General features: G+C 61.5%; 12 protein-coding genes. 1 reads left to right on the top strand and 11 read right to left on the bottom strand.

Annotation, left to right across the window (positions count from 1 at the left end; all coding sequences use genetic code 11):
- The 11 genes from GL300_RS24415 to GL300_RS24365 form a co-directional block, all read right to left on the bottom strand.
- The coding region (locus GL300_RS24415; protein WP_155042286.1) for a transposase at positions 1-143 on the bottom strand (143 nt) is incomplete at its 3' end.
- Between the two features lie 122 nt (positions 144-265).
- Positions 266-1,885 carry a GMC family oxidoreductase gene (locus GL300_RS24410; protein WP_155042285.1) on the bottom strand — a complete coding sequence of 540 codons (1,620 nt, stop codon included), beginning with the start codon at positions 1,883-1,885 and terminating at the stop codon, positions 266-268.
- Between the two features lie 16 nt (positions 1,886-1,901).
- Positions 1,902-3,395, bottom strand: coding sequence for an FGGY-family carbohydrate kinase (locus GL300_RS24405; RefSeq protein WP_155042284.1), 1,494 nt, complete (start codon positions 3,393-3,395; stop codon positions 1,902-1,904).
- Positions 3,388-4,230 carry a class I fructose-bisphosphate aldolase gene (locus GL300_RS24400; RefSeq protein ID WP_155042283.1) on the bottom strand — a complete coding sequence of 281 codons (843 nt, stop codon included), beginning with the start codon at positions 4,228-4,230 and terminating at the stop codon, positions 3,388-3,390. The genes GL300_RS24405 and GL300_RS24400 overlap by 8 nt, the downstream gene beginning before the upstream one ends.
- A complete protein-coding gene (locus tag GL300_RS24395) occupies positions 4,203-5,933 on the bottom strand; it encodes a glycerol-3-phosphate dehydrogenase/oxidase (protein WP_155042282.1) in 1,731 nt (576 codons plus the stop codon). The genes GL300_RS24400 and GL300_RS24395 overlap by 28 nt, the downstream gene beginning before the upstream one ends.
- 60 nt (positions 5,934-5,993) lie before the next feature.
- Positions 5,994-6,989, bottom strand: a complete 996-nt coding sequence (locus GL300_RS24390; RefSeq protein WP_155042281.1) for an aldo/keto reductase — start codon at positions 6,987-6,989, stop codon at positions 5,994-5,996.
- The gene (locus GL300_RS24385; protein ID WP_155042280.1) at positions 6,979-7,959 is read right to left on the bottom strand and encodes a sugar-binding transcriptional regulator; all 981 of its coding nucleotides are present in this window, start codon (positions 7,957-7,959) and stop codon (positions 6,979-6,981) included. The genes GL300_RS24390 and GL300_RS24385 overlap by 11 nt, the downstream gene beginning before the upstream one ends.
- 4 nt (positions 7,960-7,963) lie before the next feature.
- Entirely contained in the window at positions 7,964-8,962 is a 999-nt protein-coding gene (locus tag GL300_RS24380) for an ABC transporter permease (protein WP_155042279.1), read from the bottom strand.
- 13 nt (positions 8,963-8,975) lie between these two features.
- A complete protein-coding gene (locus tag GL300_RS24375) occupies positions 8,976-10,496 on the bottom strand; it encodes a sugar ABC transporter ATP-binding protein (protein ID WP_155042278.1) in 1,521 nt (506 codons plus the stop codon).
- A 76-nt stretch (positions 10,497-10,572) separates the two neighbouring features.
- On the bottom strand, positions 10,573-11,592 hold the full coding sequence (locus GL300_RS24370; protein ID WP_155042277.1) for a substrate-binding domain-containing protein: 1,020 nt from the start codon (positions 11,590-11,592) through the stop codon (positions 10,573-10,575).
- A 1,396-nt stretch (positions 11,593-12,988) separates the two neighbouring features.
- On the bottom strand, positions 12,989-14,056 hold the full coding sequence (locus tag GL300_RS24365) for a siderophore-interacting protein (RefSeq protein WP_155042276.1): 1,068 nt from the start codon (positions 14,054-14,056) through the stop codon (positions 12,989-12,991).
- 227 nt (positions 14,057-14,283) lie between these two features.
- Here GL300_RS24365 and GL300_RS24360 point away from each other — a divergent pair, with 227 nt between their 5' ends.
- Positions 14,284-15,771, top strand: coding sequence for an MATE family efflux transporter (locus GL300_RS24360; RefSeq protein ID WP_155042275.1), 1,488 nt, complete (start codon positions 14,284-14,286; stop codon positions 15,769-15,771).
- Positions 15,772-15,801: the final 30 nt, after the last annotated feature.

Here is a 15,801-nt window from a genome sequence, read left to right as displayed (position 1 = left end):
AGCCCGCCACACTTCTTCTTCCAGGCGAAATAGGTCGACTGGCCGATCCCGGCCTTCCGACAAATCTCGGCAACAGATGTGCCTTCCTCGCCCTGCTTCAGAATGAACGCCTTCTGCGCTTCCGTGAGCTTCGATGCCTTCATCGTTTTCAGTTCCTGTCCCAGCCGGGGAAGGTTAGCCGAAAACTCTAGCTTCAAACGGTCCAGTTTCGAGGGGGCAGAGCAAAGCCCTATCGCCGCACATTCCGATACTTGCGCGGCTTCCCCTACACCCCATGTTCCTCGCAGATCATCGCGGCGGCCTTTTCGGCGATCATGACCACAGGAGAGGCGGTATTACCCGAGACAATCCTCGGCATGATCGAAGCGTCGACGATCCGCAGACCCTCAAGGCCGTTAAACCGCAGGCGGGGATCGACCACGGCATCCGCGTCAACGCCCATCCGGCAGGTTCCGACGGGGTGAAAGATTGTCGTCGCGATATTACCGATCTCGTGCAACAGCGCCGCGTCATCCTGAACGGCCGGACCGGGAAGGACCTCCTTGGGGTGGTGATACGACAGCGCTCCAGCCGCCATGATCTGCCGCGCTTGCCTGACCGAGGATAGCGCGACCCGCTTGTCTCGCTCGGTAGAGAGATAATTTGGACGGATCGCGGGTGGGGCAGACGTTTGCCTGCTGCGGATATGGGAACTGCCCAGGCTTTCAGGGCGCAGATTGCACACCGAAACGGTGATCGCCGGGTAGGGATGCAGCGGGTCGCCCAGCCGATCAGTCGACAAGGGCTGGACGTGATATTCCAAGTCCGGAAACTCCAGCGAGGGGTCTGATTTGGTGAACATCCCGAACTGGCTGGGTGCCATCGACATCGGCCCGGAACGCGACAGCAGATATTGCAACCCGATCCGGGCCTTGCCGACCAGACTGTTCGCCAGCGTGTTCAGCGTCCGCGCATTCTGCACGCGATACACCGTGCGGATTTGCAAATGATCCTGCAGGTTTGCTCCGACCGCGGGTCGAGCGACATGTACCGGAATGCCCAGAGGTCCCAAAATCTCCGGGTCTCCAATTCCGGACAGTTCGAGCAGCTTGGGCGAATTGATCGCCCCTGCGGCGAGGATGACCTCGCGCCGCGCACGGACGTGATACCTCTGCCCGCCCCGTCGGAAATTCAGGCCGACGGCACGCATGCCTTCAAGGATCAGGGTCTCAACCTCGGCCTCTTTCAGAAGTCGCAGGTTCGGACGCCGCAGCGCCGGACGCAGAAAGCCGCGCGCGGCACTCCAGCGCACCCCACGCTGCTGATTGACTTCGAAAAACCCCGACCCTTCGTTGTTGCCATCGTTGAAATCGGCGCGCGGGTGGATGCCGAATTCCCGCGCGCCGCATTGGACCGCCCTGAGGATGTCCCATTTCAGGCGTTGCTGCGCGACTTTCCATTCGCCGCCCGCGCCATGCATGTCGCTGTGACCGGCGTGATGGTCCTCGGATCGGCGGAACCAAGGCAGCACGTCCTCCCAACCCCAGCCCGTATTGCCAAGTTGCCGCCAGTGATCGTAATCGGCCGATTGGCCGCGCATGTAGATCATCCCGTTGATCGAACTGCAGCCCCCCAGCACCTTGCCACGGGGGTAAGTCAGGCTGCGACCGTTCAACCCCGGCTCGGCCTCGGTCTTCATCATCCAGTCGGTGCGCGGATTGCCAATGCAGTAAAGATAGCCGACGGGAATGCGCACCCATGGATAGGCATCGGATTTCCCGGCCTCAAGCAGCAGCACGCGGGTCGCAGGATTACGGGTCAGGCGGTTGGCGAGCACGCAGCCCGCCGTCCCTGCCCCGACAATGACGAAATCATATTCGCCGTCCAGAACCGTGATTTCGGTCATCTCTTGGCCTCGACGATCACGCGCCTGACCAGAAGCCGCGCATGCGGGCGGTCAGGTCAAGATAGCGGCGGTAACGCTTGTCGTAATGCGCGACCATTTCCGGATCAGGCGTATAGCGCGCGGCGGCCGAGGTCATGGCGGTGGCACCAGCCTCATAATCAGCAAACAGGCCGACGCCAACGCCTGCGCCAATGGCCGCGCCAAGTGCGCCGGTCTCGCGCGCGGTGGCGACGGTCACGGGCAGGTTCAATCCATCCGCGAACATCTGCGGCCAGACCGGGCTGCGCGATCCGCCTCCGGCCAGGGTCGCTTCGGCCAGTGCAAGGCCCGCGCCTTGCAGAACGCCGATATGACGGCGATGTTCGAACATCACACCTTCGAACAGGGCGCGCAGCAGATGCGCCTCTCGATGCCAGCCAGCGATGCCGTAGAAGCCCGCGCGGAACTCGGCCCCCTGCCCCGAACCGTAAAGGAAGGGATGATAGAACGGGTCATCATCCGCCGGGGCCAGCTTGGCGATCAGCGAGTTGCAATATCCGAAGGGATCGTCGTGATGCCCGCCGCGCTCAAGAAATTCGCGGACATACCATTCCAGATTGGCCGCCGAGGTCGCGCTGGATTCGATGTTCACGAACCGCCCCGGCCCAAAGCCTGCCACCATGAACACATCGGGATTGATCGCCGGTTCCTGCGAAAAGACCTGATTGATCCCCCAGCTGCCCGCGATGATCGACGCAGATCCCGCCCGAACCGACCCGGCCCCCAATGCCGAGGAGACCACGTCGAAATATCCGCCGATGACCGGTGTCCCCTGTGCAAGGCCCGTTTCCGCAGCCGCTTTCGCGCTGACCCGACCCGCGATATCGCTTGGCGCAACCAAACGGGGCAGTATCGAGATCGCGTCCTCCAACCCGTAAAGCGCCATCAGCTGATCGTCATAGCGGCATTCCGGCATCCGCAGGAAACCCGCCCCCGACATGTCCGAGATGTCGCCGGTGCGTTCGCCCGTCAGGCGGAAGTTGATGAAATCCTTGCTCATCAGGACAGTCGCCGCGCGGGCGTAGATCTGGGGCCGGTGCCGCTTGACCCAAGCAAGCAGCGTCGGTGTTTGCGCAGGCCAAGGCTTTTGCAGCGAGATCGCATGCAGCGCGTCACCCTGCCCCGCCAGTTCGGCCGCCAGATCTGCCGCTCGTGTGTCCAGTGACTGCACCCCCAGAAGCGCATCGCCGGCAGCATCGATCAGATACAGCCCGTTGCCATGCCCGGCGCAGCCGATGGCGGCGATCTGATCAGCTGCGATGCCCGATTGCTCAAGGCATTCGCGGATCACCCTGCGGGCGTTCGACCACAGCTCATCCAGATCGCGCTCGACATAACCGGGGGCCGGGCGCGAGGACTGACCGTCCATCGCGCTCATGGCGATCTGCTTGCCTGTCAGGTCGAAAAGCACGGCCTTGATGACGGTGTTCCCGGCATCCAGACCCAGAAGGTAACGTGCCACATCACTCATTTCGGTAAATGTCCCATGCTTCTTCGCCACTGACGCCTTGATGGATGATTGCCATCAAGGCGGCCACGATCGCTTTTGGATTGTCGTGTTGATAGATGTTTCGGCCGTAAACCAGCCCATGCGCGCCCTGCCGCATCAGCCGCGCGGACTTGTCCATAACCGCGCGCAGATCCTCTTTGCCGCCGCCGCGCACCAATACGGGAACGCGGGCGGTTTCAACGACGCGGTGGAAGTCCTCGGGATTGTCGGTCGGATCGGCCTTGATGATATCGGCCCCCATTTCCGAGGCCAGCCGCACCAGTGTCACGATCTTTTCGGCATCGCCATCGACCTGATAGCCGCCCCTTACGTCATTGGGCAGCATCACCAGCGGCTCGATCATCAACGGCATGCCGTAGCAATGACAGGCGGCGCGCACGCGGCTGATGTTCTCGACGCATTGACGGAACAGTTCGGGCTCATCCGGCAGCATAAACAGGTTGACGACAACACAAGCCGCGTCCATTTCCAGCGCGCCGATGATCGGCTCATCGACGTTTTGCAGCATCGACCACATCACCCGGTGGCGTTGCGCGTTGTAGGGATTGCCCATGTCGATGCGCATGACCAAGGCGGGCTTGTCCTTTTCGGGACGCGATTGCAGCAGATCGGACTGGCCATAGGCCATCTGGATTGCATCGGGTCTGGCCCGGATCAGCGCATCGACCACGCCGGGCATGTTTTCCAGACCCAGCAGGAAGCCGGGCTCATTGCAGACGCCGTGGTCCAATGCGACATCAAGACATCGGCCATTGGTGAACATCCGGTTCATGCGGGCCTTGGGGCTGAGACGCATGGTGTCAGGTTCCTTTCAACTCGTTCGGTAAGGGTTGCGTGCGACACGCCGTGAAAGCATGCCAGTTCATCGATCAGGGCGGCGATTTCGGCCCGTCGGCGGGTGGGGTCCCAGCCTTTTGCCTCGGCCAGAATGTCAGCGGCGCTCTGGATCATTCTGGCGTCCAGCACGCCGGTGATCGCCAGATCGCTGCGCCGCAAAATAAGGTCTGAAAGATGCTCAAGCCGTTCCTGCCTTGCCAGCCAAAGCACCTCGGCGCGGCTCAACGGACAGTTCGGGGACAGCGCGGTTTCATCAGGCGAATAGGCCAGCAGGTCGCGCGCTCTGGTGCCGTAGATGGTCGCAAGGCGCTTGGCGCGGGCGGCGGAAATGCTGAACTCGGCTCGCAAGGACCGCTCAAGCTGGGCCACCCCCGGATGGTCACGCCCCCCACCGATCGCCAGCCTGCGGGTCGTCTGCTGCCTTGGCAGGTTCAGCTCGGCCAGAACCTCATCCGCGACCTGCTCGGCAAAGGCCCTGAATGTCGTCCATTTGCCCCCCACCATGCAGATCTGCGGCACGCTGCCGTCGATACGGCGGGTGAAATGCCCACGCGAGATGCGCCCGGTAAAGTCATGGTCGCTGGCGGGCAGCGGGCGAATACCCGAATAGCTGAAGACAATCTGCCCCGGATCAAGCGCAATTCCCGGAAAGACCAGCCGCAGCGAGTCCAGAATGTAGTCAGCCTCGGCCTCGTCGCATCGGGTGCGACCGGGGCGCTCTACCCGGATATCGGTCGATCCTGCCAGCACCCGACCCAGATAGGGAAAGGTGATGCAGACGCGACCATCCGCGTTTTCGAAATAGATCATGTGACCGTTCAGCGCTTTCAGCAGGGCCGGATTGTCGATAATCAGATGCGAGCCCTTGGTCCCTGAAACCAGTCGCGTTCCGGCTTGCCCGCCCAGTTCGGCAGTGGTCTTGTCCAGCCAAGCCCCCGTCGCATTGACAATAAGGCCTGCGGTAATCGCCAGCGTGTCACCGCCTTCCAGATCCGTCAGGATGAAGCCTGTCCCTGAAGGGGCGATACTGGCGTAGTTCAGCGCCACCGAATTTGGCGCAGCCGCTGCGATATCAAGGATCAACTCCACCCCAAGCCGTTCGGGATGAGAGATCCAGCCATCGTGATATGTTGCAGACCAGCGCGCGTCCGGCGTCAATGCGGGCCAAAGACGGCGCGTCTCGGCGGCGGAATGGATGCGATGCTTGGGCAGCAGCCTGTTCCGATAGGAGATCAGGTCGTAAAGCATCAGCCCGACCCGGATCGGAAACATCCCACGGGGTTGCGGCTTGCCCTTGGCACCAAGGATGCCGGAAATGGCATTCGAAATGCCGCTGAAGCGCGAGGCCACGGGCACGGTCGTCGGCAAGGGATGCACCAGATGGGGCGCATTGCGAAGCAGATTGTCCCGCTCGGCCAGGGATTCCCGGACCAACCCGACCTCGCCATTTTCCAGATAGCGCAGGCCCCCATGGATCATGCGCGAGGGTGCTGCCGAACATCCCGAGCAGAAATCCTGCCGCTCGATCAGCAAGACGCGCAGACCCTGCAAGGCCAACTCACGGAACACGCCGATTCCGTTGATGCCGCCGCCGACGACCAGCACATCGAAATGGCTGTCGCGGCGCAGGCTTTCGATCTCATCGGCTCGGGTTTTGGACATGGCTCTTCCGTTCGCCGGAAAGACCACCGGCGGTTCTGAAACTGGTCGTGTGTGGGTGGATCAGGCGTCGAGGTCAGTCAGGTGGCGTCTTGCCGCGTCTGACACGGATTGCAGATCCGTGGCGGACAGTCGCAGGCGCCCAGCACCAGCGTTTTCCCGCGCCTGTTCGGGATTGCGCGCCCCGCATAGCGCAAAGGTGATGCCCGGCTGCTGTATCGTCCAGGCGATCACGATCTGGGCCAGCGTGGCGGAATGCGCGTGGGCAATCGGCCCGATCTCCTCCATCAGCGCCGCCACCTTGCGACGGTTGGCCTGCGAAAAGCGCGGGTTTTCCCTGCGCAGGTCGTCCCCCGAGAACACCCGGTCCGGCCCGATCCGCCCCCCCAGCAGACCAAGCGCCAGCGAGGAGTAGCTTAGAACCGACACGCCGTTCTGCATGCACAGCGGCAAGTACTGCTCTTCGATGTCGCGCTTGATCATCGAATACTCTTCCTGAACGGCGTCCAGTTGTCCGGCGGCCAGATAGGCGGTCACATCCGCGGCGGTACAGTTGCTGGCCCCGATCGAGCGGATCTTGCCCGCCTGTTTCAGCTCTTGCAGCGCGGCCATGGTTTCCTCGACCGGCGTGGTCGGGTCCTGCCAATGGGTGATGTAATGGTCGATATAATCGGTCCTCAGACGGCGCAGGCTTTGCTCGACCTCGTGCTGGATCGACGCGCGGCCAAGATAGCGATGCACCGGCTGGCCAGCGTAGTCGAAGAAGTGGTTTCCCTGCTGCACATGCCAGACCAGACCGCATTTCGTCGCCAACACGACCTTATCTCGACGGCCCTGTATGGCCTCTCCGACGATTTCTTCGGCCAGACCCTGACCATAGGCGGGGGCGGTGTCGATCAGACTGACGCCTTCGTCGACCGAGGCCTGTATCGCCGCGATGGATGCCGCGCGGTCGGTCCCGCCCCACATCCAGCCACCAATGGCCCAAGTGCCCAGCCCGATGGCCGAGGCGGTGATTTCCGATCGTCCGATCTTGCGGTTCAGCATGTCATGCGACATGACGCTCTCCTTCCAGTTTTGTCACCAGCGCCTCGACCGTTCGTTCGTCGGTGACCAGAGTGTTCAGAAATCCGCCTCTTAGGACGGCACGGATCGGATCGACTTTCTGGGCGCCACAGGCCACGCCGATCACCTGCCGGCAGGATGCGAGTTCTGACGGATGCACGGCGACCAGACGCGAGTTCAGCGCATAATCCGCGACCCGTCCGTTCTGTCCGATGAGATAGGCCATGAACTCTGCGCCCACGCCCAGATTGACCAGCAGGGTGCCGTCTGCCTCACTTAGCGGCGCAAGATCGTAATAACTTGAACCACGCGGCGCGATCGAGCCGATCCCGGTGAGCACCACATTGGCCCGACGGGCAAGTTCAAAGACCTCGCGCACCGGATGCATGGCGCATAGCATCTCGCGTTGTTCGCGGTTTTCGGCCAGAAGCGGCGCGTGGACCAGCATCGCCCGCCCGCCCAGCCGTTCGGCCATGCGCGACACCAGATGATTGACGTCGGTATAATACTTGCCCTGCACGCCTCCGGTCAGCGGCACGACCGTCACGTCCAGGGGGCGTTCGGGCGACAGTTTCTCGACCACGGCCGAAACCGCCTTGCCGCCGGTTATCGCCACGACATCCCCGTCGCGCAGCGTTTCCAGCAACAGATCCGCCGCTGCCCCGCCGACCTGCCCAAGCTGCGTGTCGGATTTTTCGGATAGCGTCGGCGTGACAACGGCAGAACGCAGCTGGCTTGCAGCAACCAGCCGCTTTTCCCATTCGGTCAACCGCTGCCACGGGCTGGTGATCTCAATCTGGACCATGCCCAGCTTGCGGCCCTGCGCAATCAGGCGGTTCACCTTTGACGTTGACAGGTTCAGCCGTTCCGAAATCTCGGACTGCTTCACGCCCTCGATGAAATGCATCACCAGCACCGTCTGAATCTGCCGCGCAAGCTGATAGTCCAGCAACATATCGGCCATGGCGTCACCCCCTGCCCCGTTTCTTGTTCAGGTAGTGATCGACCGTCACGGCAGTCAGCAGGATCGAGCCGCGAATGATGTCCTGCCAGTAGACCGACACGTCCAGCAGCGCGAGCGAGCTTGAAACCACCGAAAGCAGTATCGTGCCAAGGATCGCGCCAAGGATTGTGCCCGATCCACCCTTGAGGCTGGCCCCGCCAATCACGGCGGCGGCGATCACGTTCAACTCCATCCCCATGCCGAATGTCGGCTGGGCCGAGCCGAAGCGCGCCATGTAGATCACTCCGGCCACACCGCTCAGCGTCGCGCAAAGCGTCGTGGTCAGAAAGATCACCTTCTTCGTCCGGATCCCGGAATAGGCCGCGGCCTTTTCATTCGAGCCGGTATAGAACACCCGCCGAAAAGCGGTCGAGCGGCGCAGAAGGAAATCAAAGATCACCACCACGACCACGAAGATCAGGATCACCACCGGGATCGGTCCGATTGAGCCCTGCCCGATGAACTTGAAGCTGTCGGGCAGCGTGTAAAGCCCGATGGGCCGCCCGCCCGTCCCCAGCAGGCACAAGCCCCGCGCGATCACCATCACTGCCAGTGAGACGATGAAATGATGCAACCCGACCTTGGTGACAAAGACGCCCATGATCGCGCCGATCCCCGTGCAGGCCGCAATCGCGATGCCCGAGGCCAGCCAGGGGTTCACCCCAGCCAGGAACAATAACCCCGCGATCACCATCGCCAGCGCGGTGACCGAGCCCACCGAAAGGTCGATCCCCCCTGAAATGAGCAGGATGGTCATGCCGACGACCACGATCCCCTCGACGGCAAAGGCCATGACCATGGCCCGTATGTTCACCCATGTCAGAAAGTAGGGTGAAGCAAAGGACATCGCGATGATCAGAACCAGAATGATGGCGATCAATCCGGTTTCGCGCATCCTGAGCAACCTGCCCAACCCCCCGCTGCGGGGACTGCCGGTGGCTGCCACATTCATCGAGCTTTCCATGTCGCGCGCTCCCTCAGGCCACCTGGCCGCGCGGCAGGGCGGCTGATGCAAGTTGCATGATGTTTTCCTCGGTCATCTCGGGACCTTCGACCTCGCCGGAAATCCGGCCTTCGCAGACCACGATCACCCGGTCGCACAGGCCGATCAGTTCGGGCATCTCGGATGAGATGACGACGATCCCGGTGCCCTTTCCGGCCAGATCGCGCAGGATACGGTGAATTTCGGCTTTGGCACCGACATCGACACCTCGGGTCGGCTCGTCCAGAAAGATCACCTTCGGCCCGACCGCCAGCATCTTGGCAATGGCCACCTTTTGCTGGTTGCCGCCCGAAAGCGACGCAACCGGATCGGAAAGGCACCCATATTTCAGGTTGAGCTTGCGACCGAGTGCCTCGGCCTGCGCCCGCTCATCCGCGTCCGAGATAATTCCCGCGGCATTCGCTACGCGGTCAATATCCAGCGCCGAGACATTCGCGGCGATCGCCATGTCCAGGAACACCCCGTCGCCCTTGCGATCCTCGGACAGGTAAACCAGCCCCGCGCGAATGCTGTCGCTGTAGTCGCGCAGCGCAAGCGGATGGCCGTTCAGCGACACCTCACCTTCAACGGCACCTTCCAGCCTGCAGATACCGCGCACGATTTCGCTGCGCCCTGCACCGATCAGCCCGCCAATGCCCAGAATCTCGCCCTTGCGCAGCCGGAACGAGACATCGTGGAAGCGGCGTCGGTCGGTCAGGTTGCGGACCTCCAGCACGGTATCGCGACCAATGCTGCCGGGGGATGCCTTCGGTGGATAAAGGTCGTCGATTACCCGCCCGACCATCGCCTTCACCACATCGTCGGGTGTGATTTCGGGGATGTTCATCGTCGTGATGTATTGCCCATCCCGAAACACGGTCACGCGATCGCAGTTGTCGAAAATTTCGGCCATCCGGTGCGAGATATAGATGATCGCGATCCCCCGATCCGCCAGACGCCTCATGATGCGAAACAGCGCCTCGGCCTCGCGCTGGCTTAAAGCCGCGGTGGGCTCGTCAAGGATCAGCACCTTGCAATCAAGCGTCAGGGCCTTGGCGATTTCAACCAGTTGCTGTTCCGCGATCGGCAGGTCACCCGCCAGCCGCCGCGGGTCGATCGCGCAAATCTGCGACAGGATTTCGGCGGCCCGACGCTCAAGCGCCCGGTAATCCATCAACGGCGAGCGGCTGATATTCGTCGCTGCCATGAAGATGTTTTCCGCCACCGACACGTCGGGGCAAAGGGCGATTTCCTGATGAACGAAACCGATCCCCAGCGCCTGCGCCGCTGTGGGCGATGCAATGCGAACAGGGCGACCCTGCCACAGGATCTCACCACCGGTCGGTTGCAGGATGCCGTCGATGATATTCATCAGGGTCGATTTCCCGGCCCCGTTCTCGCCGGCCAGGGCGTGGATCTCGCCCGGCAACAGGCGGAAATCGACACCGCGCAGTGCATGGATCGAGCCAAAGCTCTTGGTCACGCCTCTGACTTCAAGGATGGGTTGCTGTGTCATCGTCCTGATGGCTCAAATTTTCGGAGGAAATGGCCGCCCGGTGGTGGGACGGGCGGCAAAGGGGCTGCATCCGATGTCAGCCGGGATCGCGCCCTTGCATATAGGCGTTCAGGTCGAAGCTGTCGGCATTGGCCTTGGTGATGACGGCAAAACCATTGTCGATGAAGGGGATCTGCATCGGATTGTAGCCCGAAACCTTGTAGTCGTTGAACGGGTCGAAACCGTCAGCATGCGCCGCCAGGAATACGGCCATGAAGCCCATATAGCCCTGTATCCCCTGGTTGGGATTCAGCGCCATGTGGATGTTGCCCGCCTTGATCTGCTCAAGCGTGGCTGGCGTAATGTCCGCATGCATCACCAGAACATCGGCCTTCGCCTCGAGGATCGCGGTGACCGCGCCTTCGGCAGAACCGGCCTCGGGGATCCAGATCGCGGCAAGCTTCGGATTTGCCTGCAGGATTGCCGCGGTCGCGCGATATGCAGCAGTCGAATCCTGATTGGTCGCCTGCCTGCCGACCAGTTTCATCTTCGGGTAATGCTGCTCCATGTATTGGATCAGCGCGGTGACCCGCAGGTCATGGTTTGACTGACCGGGGTTCTCCAGCACTGCATATTCGGCGCTGTCTCCGACCTGTTTGACGATTTCTTCGGCAGCGAACTTGGCCTCGGCCAGATTGTCCGAGGTGACATAGGCCGTTCGTTTCGACAGCGGACTGTCGGCGGCGAAGGTCACGACGTCAATGCCGCTGTCGATGGCCCGGTTGATCGGCTCGATGAAAGGATCGGACTGCATCGGGTGCAGCAGGACCCCCGCCGGTTGCTTCACCAGATCCTGATCGAAGGATGCGATCTGCTTGGTAATGTCATAGTCCGGCGTGCCCGAGAACACCGTCTCGCAGCCGAATGCCGCAGCGGCCTGCTTGAAGCCCTGATAGACCGGGACCCAGTAGGGATGTCCCGACACCATGACGTTCATCACATAGGTTTCGCCGGGGGCGCAGCGCAGCGTATCCTCGGCCCGCGCCGCGGTCCCGAGCATCAGGCAAGCCGCTACCGAGGCGGTGGCAAGGCGCCCCGCCCAAATCGTGCTTTTCATATGATCCTCCCTATCTGCGGTATGGCCGCAGCCCTATAAGGTCAGCCTCCCCGCCAACCCGTGAAATTAATCGCGCGACATGAGACATGTTGCGTAGGCCCAGAAATAGAAAGCACCGCAACGAGTCGTCAAACACGAATGAGAAAAATTTGATATCGTGGGATTAATTTCAGTTTGGATAAATGGATGCGGTTTTGGCGGCCATGAGGCCCTGTTCTGGGGGTGAAGGTTTCTACTGCCGGCGAGCGTACCAAAGTATGGCTTTTCTGGGTCTGCAGGCCCAGCAGCTGTTGGATCAGATTGAGCGTGAATATGTCGGGCTTTGGGCGCGAATTTTTGGGTACATTTCCGGAAGGAAAGGCGTGCCCTGATACCGAAAAAGCGTTTCACGGACACGCAGATCCCGTTTGTGCTGGGGCAGACTGAGCCTGGTACCGGCGTCGGCAATATCTGCCCCAGTCAAGCATCAAGCGATTGATCCGATGGATCAATCTTAGCGCGGACGGACGTGGCAGAGGTGTCCGAGAGTTGGTTCGAGAGACATTGGCGAAGGGATGTGCTGCGAAGAACACCAAAGCCCGTCCATCGCCTCGAGGTCGTCCGTCACTTCCACTAGGTCTTCACGCTGTCGGAACATCGTGCGTACCGTGCCATGGGCTTTGAGCGGGCTTCCATCGAGACTAGCCCAGGCGCGACCAGGACGCTGAACTGCGGATTCGGCTCACGGATTCGGTAGATAGCCAAGTCCGCCAAGGCTATGCCTGCAACTCTCTTGGCCCGCAAAACCGAGCGATAACACCTACATCTTGCGTCGGGGAGAACTGTCCTCCGGACTGTTTTATGACCCGTACTCACATTCAAAGGTCGAGTCAGGCAGGCACGCGTTAACGCCTCATGGTTTTTGTCGATAGCCGACGCACGCCAGCGGATCAACGAATGGAGGACCTAATACAACCGCATCCGGCCGAGCTCGGAATTCGGAAACTTGACGCCGAACGCCTTACGGCCCAACTAAAATCAACCCGAAAGGTCGCATGATGTCCGGACCGAAAACGGGGTGAGGTCGCACGTATCATGCACTAAAACGGAAACAGAACCACCTTACCGGGGCAGATCAACGCCGATGCTTGGCATGGGGTTGGATGTTTTGTCTTGGACGACACGCATCGCGAAATTTTGTTCTCGGGGTAGGGCTCATCATTCTTGGGCTGACGACTGTCAGCGCGAAAGATGCCATCTCAGGCTGGAGCAACCTTGTCCCAACACCGCAATTGATCGTTCGGGAAAGCCAGCTTTGACAAACTTCTTATGACCGGAAATCGCTAACTCGCCGATCTTGGCCTGCACCGTTACGCTATACGCCCCATCGCCCGAGACAGCTGCACCTGACGATCGGTCAGGCCTTCTTCTTGTGATGCGGCTCTTCGGGCAACAGGCCCTCGGTTCCAGAGCGCCAATAGGCCACCACGCTGTGCCGCTCGCGCGGCAGGTTCCAGACGGAGCGAACGTGCCTGCGGATGTCCTTGAACGCGCCGAATTCCGCCGCGGCCCAAAGATAGAGGTCTTCCGAAGGCTCGCGCGCCTTTACTGCGTCGGCCAGCAGGCTTGTCGTGCCGGGGGTTGCCCCATTCCGGTGCAGCCAGATCACCGGCCAACCGAGGTCCATTTCATCCTGAGGCCCGTCGACCTCGACCAGCACTTCGCAATCCGCCCCTTCGGGCAGAGCCTCGCAGGTGCGGGCGATGGCAGGCAGGGCAGTCTCGTCGCCGAGCAGCAGCAGGCGCCCGGTCGCCGGTGGTATCTGCCCGCTCGGCCCCAGCATCCCGGCCACATCGCCGGGCTGGCAAAGGGTCGACCAATTCGCGGCCGAGGGCGCATCGCAGGCATGCAGCACAAAATCAATCTCGATCTCGCCAGCCGCCAGATCGACGCTGCGCAGCGTGTAAATCCGCGCCATCAGCGCATCCTCGCCCTGCGGCCAGGCCATGCCGCCACTGGCCGTCATCCAGGGCCAGACCGGCGCGCGCCCCTTTGGCGGCAGCAGCAGGCGGACATGCAGTTCCGTATGCTGCAGCGTCTCCAGATCCGGCACCGCAAAGCGCACCCGCTGCATCGACCGGGTCAATTGCTTCGACCAGACCACGGTGATCTGCCGGAAGAAGGGTGGCACCTTCGTGTCGGTTTCGTCGCCCGCCCAAGTGAACTCGAGTTCCTCGTCCAGATATTCCCGGATGTGGTCGACAAAGATCAGCTTCAGGTAGCTGAGGCCGATCGTATCCACCCCCTCGGCCAGAACCGACAGGTGATCGCCCTCGGTCGTCACGAAAAAGCGCCCCGCCGGGATGATCATGCTCCACGGACCGGTTTCGCTCTCGACGGTGATGAATTCGGGATGATCCTGCTGGAAGCGGTGCATCGCCTCGATGGCTTCGGGATGAGAGAGCCGGGTGATGGCCTGAAGCATGGCGATTGTCCTTGGCAGAGATAGGCAGGGTCGCACCGCTCCTAACGCAAGCGCGTGGCTGAGGCTAGAGGTTGAGAGTTTTTATTAGGAAAGGGCACGTCACAGCAGGTGACCATCCGAAAATGGAGCCTTTTGTTGAATAGGCGCATTATAACTGCGACAAAATGCGTCGGGACACTGGCAGGTTAGACCTATTCCGCAGCGAGCCGTTCAATGGGAAGCAGTAGATGAAGCAACGCGTCGATCTGACGAGCGGACCGATCTATCCAGCCCTTCTATTGTTTGCCCTGCCGACTTTGGGTTCGTCGGTGCTGCAATCGGCCAATGGATCGATCGATGCCATCTGGGTGGGTCATCTACTGGGTGAAAACGCCCTTGCCGCAACCACGAACGGCAATCTGGTGATGTTTCTGCTGACGGCCTTTGTCTTTGGTTTCGGCATGGCGTCCACAATTCTGATCGGTCAGGCGGTCGGTCGGCGCGATCTGCACGGGGCCAAAGAGGTCGTCGGCACGGCAATCGGCACCTTTGCGCCTTTGGCCGTGGTGATCGCGGTCATCGGCTGGTTTCTTGCCCCACATTTGCTGGCGGTTCTGGGAACCGGGCCTGAAATCACACCCTTGGCGCGGGCCTTCCTGCGGGTCACGTTCCTTGCCATGCCCGCGATCCTCATGCAGACCATGCTGATGATGGCCCTGCGAGGGGCGGGTGATGCCCTGACGCCATTAATCTTCATGGCGGTCGCGGTGGTTCTTGATGTCGTGCTCAATCCCCTGTTCATCCTCGGGACGGGGCCATTCCCCGCGATGGGCATTGGCGGATCGGCCTTTGCGATGGCGGTCGCCAACTATGCCAGCCTGATCGCAATGCTTTGCTATATCTACCTGCGCAAGCATCCGTTGCGGTTGATGGGAGAGGACCTCAGATTGCTGCGCCCTGCGCCGCATATCCTCAGCCTGATGCTCAGCAAGGGGCTGCCTATCGGCTTGCAGATGGTCGTGGTTTCAAGCGCCATGCTGACGATGATGACGCTGGTGAACCGCGAGGGTGTCGATACCACGGCGGCGTTTGGGGCAACCCAGCAGCTATGGACCTATGTGCAAATGCCCGCCATGGCGCTTGGCGCGGCGGTCAGCGCCATGGCGGCGCAGAATATCGGCGCCGGGCGGTGGGAGCGGGTTTCGCGGATCACCCGGGCCGGGATCGTGCTGAATTTTCTGCTGACCGGCGGGCTGGTGGCAGCCCTGATGCTGGCCGATCATTATGCGCTGATCCTGTTTCTTGGCTCGGAGAGCCCTGCCATCGAGATCGGACAACATATCGCCCGGCTTGCCAGTTGGGGCTTTGTCGCCTTTGGGATTACCATGGTGCTGTTTGGCACGGTGCGCGCGAACGGTCAGGTGATCTGGCCGCTGATCATCCTTGCCATATCGCTTTATCCGGTGCGGCTGGGCGTCGCTGTGGGGCTGCGCGATCTTCTTGGCGTGGACGCGCTTTGGCTGAGTTTCCCGGTGGCAATGGTTGCGACCATGCTGATGTCCGGCGCTCTTTACCTGCACGGAGGATGGCGGCGCACCAACGATCTGGCGCAGCTTGAGGAAGCGGATGCGGCCGAGGTCGCGCCCCAGCTTTCGGTCACGACCGAGGCAGGACCACCCACCAGCCCGCGCAACCCGTCATTGCCGCCAGCGCGCGAAGCGAGAGCAGGTGAATAAATCCGCCACCCTGGGAACACGGCCGTCCGT

Origin of the sequence: Paracoccus litorisediminis (genome assembly GCF_009711205.1) — a bacterium.
GTDB classification, from domain to species: Bacteria; Pseudomonadota; Alphaproteobacteria; order Rhodobacterales; family Rhodobacteraceae; genus Paracoccus; species Paracoccus litorisediminis.
Note: the sequence above shows the minus strand (reverse complement) of the source record. Positions and strands in the feature narration are given on the sequence as shown.